This window comes from Mycobacterium sp. E3305 (assembly GCF_001666785.1).
Lineage (GTDB): Bacteria > Actinomycetota > Actinomycetes > Mycobacteriales > Mycobacteriaceae > Mycobacterium.
The window spans coordinates 1-10,382 of the sequence record NZ_LZJA01000096.1; the positions used below are offsets into that span (position 1 = coordinate 1).

The following is a 10,382-nucleotide window of genomic DNA, read 5'->3' on the forward strand; positions in this document are numbered from 1 at the left end:
GCGGCCCCGGCGGTTCGCCTCGTCGAGCCTGTAGTTTTGCAGGCCCACACTCACACTTTGCCTGCAGATCTACAGGCTCGGTGTGGCTGCGCGCGGGCTACAGCCCGGCCGTGCGGGTGACCTCCGCGAAGCGGCTGGACGGGCCGCAGGCCGCGCGCACCACGGCCACGTCGTCGGCGACGTCGAAGTCGGCGAGCACCACCACCACAACGACGCCCACGACCACGGAGCCGTCCACCACCACGCCCACCACGACGGTGCCGACGACGACCACCCCGCCTACGGTGACGACCACGACGCCGCCGACGAACACCAAGACCCCGCTCACCTCGACGCAAACGCCGACCACCGCGGCGCCCCCGCCCAGCACCCACGAAACGACGGTGGCGCCGCCGCACACGCAGACCCAGCAACCGCAGACCCAGCAACCGCAGACGCTCGCCCCGCAGCAGCCTCACCCCCATCGCGGGTTCTGAGCCGGTGATGCCCGACGCGGTCACGGTGGTGCTGCCCTGCCTGAACGAGGAGGAGTCACTGCCGGCCGTGCTGGCGGCCATCCCCGCCGAATACCGGGCGTTGGTGGTCGACAACAACAGCACCGACGACACCGCCGCGGTGGCGCGGCGGCACGGCGCCGTGGTGGTGGTGGTGGTGGTGGTGGTTGTGATCGTCGGCGGCGTGGTCGTCGGCGGGTTGAAGGGCGGCGGATATATCGGGACGGGAACGATGACCGGGATCGGAACGGGCACAGCGGGATTGGGGTTGGGGACGACGCCGGGCACGTCGGGCGCCACCGGGGCGGGCGCGGCCGGGACACCCGCGCCGGGCGAGGTGCCCTGCGCCGGAAGAAGGCCATTGGCGTCCGGGATCACGCCACCCTGGAAACCGGCGTTGGGCTGGTCGGCCGGAGGCGGGGGCACCGGCGCCTGCTGCTGCGTCGGCAACAACGGCATGAACTTGCCCGGGGCGGCGTTCTGGTGGCCCACCACCGGCTGCTGGCTCGCGGTGGGACGCACCGCGATGGCCACCGCGGCGGCCAGCGACGCGAAACCGATGACGGCGAAGGCGATCACGGCGTTGCCGACCACCAGGGACCGGCGGCTGAGCCGCGAGGGGATGGCCTCGGTCTGATCGAAGTCGTCGTATCCGTCGTATTCGTCGTATTCGGGGTCGTAATCGTCGCCGGCGAACGGCTCGGCGTCCTCGGTCATCGAGTACGCCAGCTGCGGTTCCTCGGCGGCCGGCGGGGGCACCACCGTCGTCTCGTCCCCGGTGGGCCCCGTGGCCGGCGCCATCGCGGTCTCGTCGCCCGTGAGCCCCACCGCCGGAGCCATCGCCGTCGCATCCCCGGCCGACAACGCCGTCTGCGCCGCGGCCGCCATGGCGGCGCCCCGGGCGACCGCGAAAGACGGGTCCTCGGCGACCTGCACCCGCATGGTCGACGCATCGCGGAACTGGTCGGCGACCCGGGTCAGCTCGGCGGAATCGCCCACCAGGTACACCTCGCCCGGGGCGTCCGGCCGGTTCCCGAGTTGGGCCATCATCGTGTCGAAGGTGGCGGTGGCGTCGCCGCCGGCCAGCGGCTGCTGGGCCAGCACGGTCGGCGGTGCGTCCTGGTCCTCGGCGGAGCCCGGCACCGACAGCGTCGCCGTCGCGTCGTTCATCACCAGCGCGGCGCCGGGGCGCCCGGCCGCGCGCATCAGGGCGGCCACCGCCTGTGACTCGGAGAGCACGGCGACGTTGGGGACGCCGGAGTTCTCCAGCGCCTGCCGCAGCTGCCCGGCCAGCGGATCGTCGTTCCAGCACAGCCGGGTGCCCACCAGCCGGTGGTTCTCGTCCGCCAGCAGCCGATTGGTGCCGACCACCGTCTCGGTGAGTTTGCCGACCGGGTTGTCCTCCAGGTCGACGACGGATTGGTCGATCACGTCGGCGCCCGGCCCGACAAGCGCCAAGCGGGCGACGGGGCCCGTGACCGCGACCCCCAACACGACGTCCATCCCGGTTCTCCTTCGGCTGGCCACCCCACGACCAGCAATGTCCCGGCATCATTACACTTGCGATACCGTTGGCAGTATCCGTTATTCGGGCGACAAGGTTTGCCTATAGCGCAGCGTAACCAGCTTCTCGAACCACAGGACGGTCGCCGGGGAATCTGCCACGGCGTCCGAACGGAGATTATGTTCGCAAGCGAGCAGTGCGGCCGCCCCGGCAGGGTATTCGCCCGCCGCGCAACCGAAGCTGCGCAGCAGGCGATCGTCGTTGATTTGCGGGGGGCATGGTGAGCCAGAGCAGCGACGACGCGCCCACCGGCCCCATTCAACGACAGGCGCAGGAGACCACCCGCATCGTCCGGCCGGGCCCGAACGCCGCGGCCGCAACGCCCGATCCGACCCGCCGCCGCTGGGCCGGCGACCTGACCGCCGTCGCGCTGCTCGTCATCGCCCTCTTCCTGCCGTGGAATCTGTATTTCGGCGTGGGGATTCCGGGCAGCAAGCCGGTCCTGTTCGCCGCGCTGCTGGCGGTGACGGTGCTCTCCCTCGTCGCCGTCGCGGTAGCCGGTTCCTGGAGGACGTCGGGCGCGCGGTTCAACCCCGCCAGGGCGGGCCGGCTTCGCCTGGCGCTCAACATCCCCTACGCGCTTCTGGTGCTGGCGTTCGTCGGGTTCGACGCGTTCGAGACCGTCCGGTTCGGCGGCACGGTGAACGTGCCGGGCGGCGTGGGGCCCGGGGCGTGGGTGGGCATCGCCGGGTCGCTGCTGAGCGCGCAAGCGGTCGCCAACGGCGCCCGCTCGGGACCGGTGCCCGAGGGCGATGAGTACGCCGGCTGGCTGAGGGCGGCCCGGCTCATCGGTTATGCGTCGATGGCGTTGGCGGTGCTCAGTTTTGGCTTCAACCTGTATTGGCGGGTGCGGTACGCGCTGCAGAACACCGGAGGCGCCGCCGCGTTCGGCAAGCAGAACGTCGCGGTCATCGTGACGGCGGTGGTGTACGGCGTGGTGGCCCTCGTCGCCGTGCTGGTCGCCGCCAGGTGGTTGCTGCGCGGCACCAGATCCGCCCGGCTGGCCACGGTCGCGCTCGGCGCCTCGACGGCGGTCGCCGGCGTCCTGGTGTGGAGCCTGCCGCTGGGGCGGGACATCGACGCGTTCCACGGCATCGCGCAGAACACCTCGACCGCCGGGGTCGGCTTCGAGGGCTACCTGGCGTGGGCCGCGGCCGGGGCCGTGTTCGCGCCGCGGACCCTCTTCGGTCATCGGAACACCACCGGGGCCGAGGAGAGCGCCTGGCGGGCGGCGGCCCGAAATGGCTTGCTGCTCATCGCCGTATGGGGCCTGGGTTCGATGGTGATGCGGCTGACCGATCTCTTCGTCTCCGTGAGCCTGAACTACCCCTTCTCGCGTTACGACAGCGTGGTGCTGGCCGGGTTCGATCTGGCCACCGCGCTGCTGGCGATCTGGCTGCGCATCAACCTGGCCGACGCCACCCGCTCCGCGCGACTGATCTCGTCGCTGTGCGGGCTGGTCGCCACACTGAGCGTCGCGCGGGTGGTGGTGGGCGTGGTGCTGGCACCGCGATTCGCGGACTCACCGACCTCCCCGGCGCAACACCCGGTCTACGGGAACAACCTCGCCCAGCAGATCACCAGCACCTTCGACGTGGCCCTGTGCGGCCTTGCGCTGTGCATCCTGGGGGCGGCCATCGTCACCGGGCAGCTCCGCGGCCGGCGCCTGCGCCGCCGCCGCATCGCCCGCAAGGCCGCCGCCCCGGCGGGCGGCGCTCCCACCGGACCCCGGGCGCGCGTGCCGGTGGGCCAGGCCGCCACACCGTCGGCCGCGGCGACCACCCGGATCAGCACCGGCCCCCGGATCTTCCGGGGCGACGATTCCGCGACGCGGCAGATACCCCTTCAGAAACCCAAGATCTACCGCCCGCCACAGCCCTGAGGGGCTCAGCGCAGCGGGGCGAACGCGAACTCCCGCAGGCCCTCGGCCGGGCCGACGCGCGCCCGGAAACCCAGCACCTCGGCCGCCCGGGCCGGGTCGGCGACGATGTGGCGCACGTCGCCGCTGCGGTACTGGCCGGTGATCACCGGCGCCGGTGAACCGCCGCGCGCATCGCACAGCGCGCCGGCCACCTCAAGGATCGAGACCGGCCGCCCCGAACAGACGTTGACCGCGGTGAATCCGTCCGTGTGCTGGGTGGCCGCGAGGTTGGCGGCGGCGACGTCGTCGACGTGGACGAAGTCCCGCATCTGGCCGCCGTCCTCGAAAACCCTTGGTGGTTCGCCTTTTTCGAGTGACGACCGGAAGATCGCCGCCACCCCGGAATACGGCGTGTCGCGCGGCATGCCGGGGCCGTAGACGTTGTGGTAGCGCAGCGCCACCACCGACCCGCCCGTCGACTCCGACCAAGCCAGGGCGTAGTGCTCCTGCGCGGTCTTGCTGGCCGCGTACAGGCTGCGCGGCCGCAGCGCCGCTTCCTCGGCGACGAGGCGCCACTGCAGCTCCTCGCCGCCGATCGGGCAGCGGTGTTCGAAGATCCCGGCTTCGAGGTCTTCGCGCCGCCGCGGCAGCGGGTCGATGTCCCCATGCCGCCCGCAGTGGTAGCGGCCCTGCCCGTACACCACCATCGACGAGGCCAGCACCAGGCGGCGCACCCCCGCGGCGAACATCTGCGCCAGCAGCACGGTCGTGGCGAAATCGTTGTGGCCGCCGTAGGCGGGGGCATCGGCTGCGTCCACGCCCGCCCCGACCATCGCCGCCTGATGACAAACCAGGTCCACCCCGTCCAGCAGGGGCGCCAGGGCGTCGCCATCGCGGACGTCGACGCGGTGACATCCCTGCGGCAGCACCGGATTCGGGCCGTGCGCCGCGGGCAGCAACACGTCGACGCCGACCACGTCGTGGCCCGCCGCCCGCAGCGCCGCGGCCACCCGCGACCCGATGAAACCGGCCGCACCGGTGAGCAACACCCTCATGGCAACTCGACGGGCAGCGTGACCCCGGTGTGCGGCAGGCAGTGCGTGCAATTGCGTTCGCTCGCCACCCGGCCGATCGCCTGGCGCACCAGCTCCTTGAATCCCCCGATGTTCTTCTCGAATTCGGCGAACACCTCGACGGCGGTCACGCGCTCACCCGGCGCCACCCCGGCATCCAGGTCGGTGACCAAAGCGATTGTCGCATAGCACATTTCGAGTTCCCGAGCCAGCACTGCCTCCGGGTAACCCGTCATGTTCACCAAGGCGAACCCGGCCGAGGCGAACCATCGGCTCTCTGCGCGGGTGGAGAACCGCGGCCCCTGAATCACCACCATCGTGCCGCCGTCGACCACGCCCGGCAGGCCGGTCACGGCGGCGCGCAGGCTGGGGCAGTACGGGTCGGCGAAGTCGACGTGGATGCCGCCGGAATCGAAGTAGGTGTCGGGGCGGCCGCTGGTGCGATCGACCAGCTGATCGGGCACCACGACCGCGCCCGGACCGTTGTCGGGCTCGAGGCTGCCGACGGCGCAGGGCGCGAAGATTCGTCGCACCCCGAGCTTGCGCAGCGCCCACATGTTGGCCCGATACGGCACGGTGTGCGCCGAGAACTGGTGGCTGGTCCCGTGCCGGGGCAGGAACGCGACCTCGTGTCCGCCGACGGCGCCGACGGTGAGCGGCGCGCTCGGCGGCCCGTACGGGGTGTCGACCTCGACGACGCGGGTGTCGGACTCGAAGAACGTGTAAAAGCCGCTGCCGCCGATGACTCCGAGCATCCGCCCATTCTGGTGCATGGCCCGCACCGGATCGTGGGCGCGGGGGCGGGGGCGGGGTGCTGGCAGGATGTCCTCGTGGCCAACTTCGGGCAATGGATCTCCGGTGCGCGGCCGCGGACGCTGCCCAACGCGGTGGCGCCGGTGGTCGCGGGCACCGGCGCGGCGGCGTGGCTGGGATCGGCGGTGTGGTGGAAGGCGCTGCTGGCGCTGGCCGTCGCGGTCTCGCTGACCGTCGGCGTCAACTACGCCAACGACTACTCCGACGGCATCCGCGGCACGGACGACGACCGGGCCGGCCCGATGCGCCTGGTGGGCTCGCGGCTGGCCACCCCGCGATCGGTGCTCGCCGCGGCGGTGGCGAGCCTGACGCTCGGGGCGGCCGCCGGCCTGGCCCTCGCGCTCGTCAGCGCGCCGTGGCTGATCGCCGTGGGCGCGGTGTGCATCGCCGGCGCGTGGCTGTACACGGGCGGCTCGAAACCCTACGGCTACGCGGGTTTCGGCGAGGTCGCGGTGTTCGTGTTCTTCGGGCTGGTGGCCGTGCTCGGCACCGAGTACACCCAGGCGCTGCGGGTGGACTGGGTGGGGCTGGCGCTGGCGGTCTCGATCGGGGCGCTGTCGTCGTCGGTGCTGGTGGCCAACAACCTGCGCGACATTCCGACCGACGCGCAATCGGGAAAGATCACCCTGGCGGTGCGGCTGGGCGATGCCCGCACCCGCATCCTCTACCAGGGACTGCTGGCGACCGCGGGGCTGCTGACCCTGGTGCTGATGGCCGCGACGCCGTGGTGCGCAGTGGGATTCGTGTCCACGCCCCTGGCGCTGCGCGCGGCGGGCCCGGTGCGGTCGGGGCGCGGCGGTCCGGAGCTGATTCCCGTGCTGCGGGACACCGGGCTGGCCATGGTGGCCTGGGCGATCGCGGTGGCGGCGGCCCTGGCGCTGGCCGGCTGAATCCCCGGATGTGTCGGTACTGCCCGCGCCGGCGATGGATCGGATAACAATGGGTGGTCGGCCGGCGATCAACGGCCGTTCATCGACGACACCGATCGGGGACAGCAGTGAAGCAGATCGCCGCGACCAGAGGACCGGAGAACATCGGATTGCTCAGCGTCGGGGCGTACCGCCCCGAACGGGTGGTCACCAACGACGAGATATGCGAGAACATCGAATCGTCCGATGAGTGGATCTTCACCCGCACCGGGATCAAGACCCGCCGGTTCGCCGCCCGCGACGAATCCGCCGCGTCCATGGCCACCGAGGCCGGGCGGCAGGCGATCGCGACCGCGGGGCTGACGCCGTCCGACATCGACTGCGTCATCGTCGCCACCAGCACCCATTTCCTGCAGACCCCGGCGTGCGCCCCGGCCGTCGCCGCGGCGTTGGGCGCCACGGGCGTGCCCGCGTTCGACGTCTCGGCGGGCTGCGCCGGCTTCGGCTACGCGCTCGGCGTAGCGGCCGACATGATCCGCGGCGGGACCGCCGCCAAGGTGCTCGTCCTCGGTTCGGAGAAGCTGTCCCCCACGGTGGACATGCAGGACCGCACCAACTGCTTCATCTTCGCCGACGGCGCGGCGGGCGTGGTGGTGGGCGAGACGCCCGACCAGGGCATCGGGCCCACCATCTGGGGCAGCGACGGCGAACAGGCCCTGGCGATCCGGCAGGACATCGATTGGATCGACTACATGGACGCCCCCACCGGCCCCCGCCCGTTCCTGCGGCTGGAGGGCAGCGCGGTGTTCCGGTGGGCGGCGTTCGAGATGGGCAAGGTCGGCCGGCAGGCGATGGACGCGGCGGGCATCCGGCCCGACGAGATCGACGTGTTCGTGCCCCATCAGGCCAACAGCCGCATCAACGAGGTCCTGGCCAAGAGCCTGGAATTGCGGCCGGACGCCGTCGTCGCCAACGACATCGAGCACACCGGGAACACCTCGGCGGCGTCGATCCCCCTGGCGATGGCCGAGCTGCTGGAGACCGGGGCCGCCAAGCCCGGCGACCTGGCCCTGCTGATCGGTTACGGCGCGGGCCTCAGTTATGCCGCGCAGGTCGTGCGGATGCCCAACTACTGATCGGCAGCGCGCTCGTCGGGCGCGGGCTCCCCGTGCAGCCGGGCCCGCAATTGTTCACGCTCGCGGCGCCGGCGCTCGCCGGCCACCGCCAGCGACGCGGTGGCGCGACGGCGCAACGGGCCGAACAGCCAAATACCCAGCGGCATCGCGATGATCAGCGCGAACAACGCTGCGACCACGACCGGGAACTGGCTGACCCCCATCAAGCGCGCCACCCCGTAGATCACGGCGGCGAGCATCACCGCCAGCAGCAGGCGCGCCGCGGCGTAGAGCAGAACGTCGATGACGGCCCGGCGGCGTGCGCCCGGCGCCCGGCCCTGGCCGTCGCCTGGGGCGTTGTCGCTGGCTGCTTCTGACACAGGGGAGAGCCTACGGCGCGGGTATATTCGTTCGAGGAGGTGTTGAGTGCTCTACCTGCTGCTCGTCCTGATTTTGGGGACGCTGATCTACGTTGGCTGGCGTGCGGCGCGGTCGCAAATCAACCGGCCGAAGACGCGCGTGATCGGACCCGACGACGATCCGGAATTCTTGCGGCGGTTGGGCCACGACGACAACAACCCCCGCTGAGGCGCTACGCGATCCCGGGGTTGCGCTGATCCCCCGGAAACCCATCGGCGACGATGGCCGCCAGTTCGGTGAGCGCCTCGCGCGTCGACCTCTTCAGCCGGTCCAGCTCGATCTCGGCGCCCTCTTCGAGGTGCGGGTCGAACGGCACCACCTGGACCGCGCGGCAGCGGCGGGCGAAGTGGTCGACCACCTTGTTCATGTCGACCTTGCCCGTGCGTGACCGCACCCCGTTGATGACCGCGATCGAGTTGCGCACCATCTCCTCGTGGCCGTGTGCGTCCAACCAGTCCAGCGTCGCGGACGCGCTGCGCGCCCCGTCGATGGATCCGGAGCTGACCACGACCAGAACGTCGGCCTTCTCCAGCACCGAGGACATCACCGAATGCAGCAGCCCCGGCCCGCAGTCGGTGAGGACCAGTCCGTAGAACCGCTCCAGGACGTCCAGGACGCGGCTGTAGTCCTCGGCGCTGAACGCCTCCGAGACCGACGGGTCGGTTTCCGAGGCCAGCACCTCCAGGCCGCTCGGCCCCTTCGAGGTGTAGCGGCGGACATCGCTGTATCGCTCGATGCTCCCGGCGTCGTGCAGCAGCTGACGCACCGTCGCCGCGGTCTCCAGCGGGATCTTCTGGCTCAGCGTGCCGCGGTCGGGGTTGGCGTCGACCGCGACCACCCGGTCACCCCGGATGGAGGCGAAGGTGGCGCCCACCGTCGCGGCGATCGTCGTCTTGCCGACGCCGCCCTTCAGCGACACCATCGCGATCCGGTAGCAGCCGCGCAGTGGCCGGTTCACCTGCGCCACCAGGTTGTTGTAGCGGGCGGCCCGCGGGCTCTCACCGAGGTTGATCAGGTGGCCGGACACCTCGTAGAGCAGCCGGCGCCAGCCCTCCGACGGCGGCGGCTTGACCGGCCGCAGCAACATCCCGGTGGACAGCTCGGGGTACGGCGTGTGCGGCAGCGGCTCCGGCCGCGGCGGGGCTTGCGGGGGCGGCGCGGCGGCCGGGCCGTTGTAGTAGGCGCCGTACGCCGTCGGGTCGACCCGCGGGATTCCGGTCACCGGGGTGGAATCCCAGGGCGGCATACCCGCGGGCCGGGGCGTGGTCGGCGGCGCCGCCTCCCGCCGCTCGGGCCGCCGTTCGGTGCGGAACCCGGCGAAGGCGCGGGTCGGCGCATCGCCGCCGTCGGCGGGCGGTTCGTCGGCGTTCACGGGCGAGGGAGCCGGCCCCGGCGGAGGCATTTGCGTGGTCGGTTCCTCGGGCGCCCCCACGCCCGTCATCGGATGGTCGGACACGTGCACTCCCCCTTGTTGCGTTACTTGGGTCGGTCGCTGGCGGTCACCCCACGCCCGCATACGAATGCAGGCCCACGGTCACCAGGTTAACGAAGAACAGATTGAAGACCATGGCCACGAACCCCGCGACGTTGATCCAGGCCGCCTTCCTGTCCCGCCACCCCGCCGTCGACCTGGCGTGCAGGTAGGCGGCGTAGATCACCCAGGCGACGAAGGACACGGTCTCCTTGGGGTCCCAGCCCCAATACCGCCCCCACGCCTCTTCCGCCCAGATCGCGCCGAAGATGACCCCGAACCCGAAGACCGGGAACGCGAAGATCGTGGTCCGGTAGGCGACGCGGTCCAGCGTCTGCGCGTCGGGGAAGCGCCGCACGATCCGGGCCAGGGTGCCCTCGGCGCCCGGCTCCCCAAGCCGTGAGGTGCGCAACAGGAACAGGATGCTGGCGATGCCGGCGACCATGAACACCCCGGAGCCCAGGCTGACCACCGAGACGTGGATGGGCAGCCAGTAGGACTGCAGCGCGGGCATCACCGGGGCGGCGTTGGTGTAGAGCCAGCGCCCGGACACCGTGAGCAGGATCAGCACCGGCACCAGCAGGAAGACCCACAGCGGGCGGTATTGCGGGCGGCGCAACACGAACGCCCCGGCGAGCAGCCCGCACATGCAGGTCAGGTTGATGAACTCGTACATGTTGCCCCACGGCACCCGCACGGTGG

The 10,382-nt window shown here is 71.6% G+C and carries 9 protein-coding genes and 2 pseudogenes; 5 read left to right on the forward strand and 6 right to left on the reverse strand.

Annotation, left to right across the window (positions count from 1 at the left end; genetic code table 11):
- Nucleotides 1–483: 483 nt before the first annotated feature.
- Nucleotides 484–648: pseudogene (locus A5701_RS27385) on the forward strand (glycosyltransferase); the annotation flags it as partial.
- On the opposite strand, the pseudogene A5701_RS09690 reads toward A5701_RS27385, so the two are convergent.
- Nucleotides 630–1,997, reverse strand: a pseudogene (locus A5701_RS09690) (hypothetical protein); the annotation flags it as partial. The pseudogenes A5701_RS27385 and A5701_RS09690 sit on opposite strands and share 19 nt — an antisense overlap.
- 278 nt (nt 1,998–2,275) lie before the next feature.
- Between A5701_RS09690 and A5701_RS09695 the strand changes: the two are divergent.
- Nucleotides 2,276–3,940 carry a hypothetical protein gene (locus A5701_RS09695; protein ID WP_067751801.1) on the forward strand — a complete coding sequence of 555 codons (1,665 nt, stop codon included), beginning with the start codon at nt 2,276–2,278 and terminating at the stop codon, nt 3,938–3,940.
- Between the two features lie 5 nt (nt 3,941–3,945).
- Here A5701_RS09695 and A5701_RS09700 read toward each other — a convergent pair whose 3' ends face one another.
- A complete protein-coding gene (locus tag A5701_RS09700) occupies nt 3,946–4,974 on the reverse strand; it encodes an NAD(P)-dependent oxidoreductase (protein WP_067751804.1) in 1,029 nt (342 codons plus the stop codon).
- Nucleotides 4,971–5,747: an S-methyl-5'-thioadenosine phosphorylase gene (locus tag A5701_RS09705; RefSeq protein ID WP_067751807.1), complete on the reverse strand. Its 777-nt coding sequence runs from the start codon at nt 5,745–5,747 to the stop codon at nt 4,971–4,973. Before A5701_RS09705 ends, A5701_RS09700 begins: the two co-directional genes overlap by 4 nt.
- A 75-nt stretch (nt 5,748–5,822) precedes the next feature.
- Here A5701_RS09705 and A5701_RS09710 point away from each other — a divergent pair, with 75 nt between their 5' ends.
- Nucleotides 5,823–6,695: a 1,4-dihydroxy-2-naphthoate polyprenyltransferase gene (locus tag A5701_RS09710; protein WP_067751814.1), complete on the forward strand. Its 873-nt coding sequence runs from the start codon at nt 5,823–5,825 to the stop codon at nt 6,693–6,695.
- 107 nt (nt 6,696–6,802) lie between these two features.
- Entirely contained in the window at nt 6,803–7,810 is a 1,008-nt protein-coding gene (fabH, locus tag A5701_RS09715) for a beta-ketoacyl-ACP synthase III (RefSeq protein ID WP_067751810.1), read from the forward strand.
- On the opposite strand, the gene A5701_RS09720 is transcribed toward fabH, so the two are convergent.
- Entirely contained in the window at nt 7,804–8,094 is a 291-nt protein-coding gene (locus A5701_RS09720) for a DUF4229 domain-containing protein (protein ID WP_067751817.1), read from the reverse strand. The genes fabH and A5701_RS09720 overlap by 7 nt on opposite strands.
- A 121-nt stretch (nt 8,095–8,215) precedes the next feature.
- On the opposite strand from A5701_RS09720, the gene A5701_RS28095 reads away from it, so the two are divergent.
- Nucleotides 8,216–8,377, forward strand: coding sequence for a hypothetical protein (locus A5701_RS28095; RefSeq protein ID WP_156670027.1), 162 nt, complete (start codon nt 8,216–8,218; stop codon nt 8,375–8,377).
- A gap of 4 nt (nt 8,378–8,381) precedes the next feature.
- Here A5701_RS28095 and A5701_RS09725 read toward each other — a convergent pair whose 3' ends face one another.
- Together A5701_RS09725 and ccsB are read right to left on the reverse strand one after the other, a co-directional pair.
- Entirely contained in the window at nt 8,382–9,671 is a 1,290-nt protein-coding gene (locus A5701_RS09725; protein ID WP_369807404.1) for a MinD/ParA family protein, read from the reverse strand.
- Between the two features lie 37 nt (nt 9,672–9,708).
- The coding region (ccsB, locus tag A5701_RS09730; protein WP_067751820.1) for a c-type cytochrome biogenesis protein CcsB at nt 9,709–10,382 on the reverse strand (674 nt) is incomplete at its 5' end.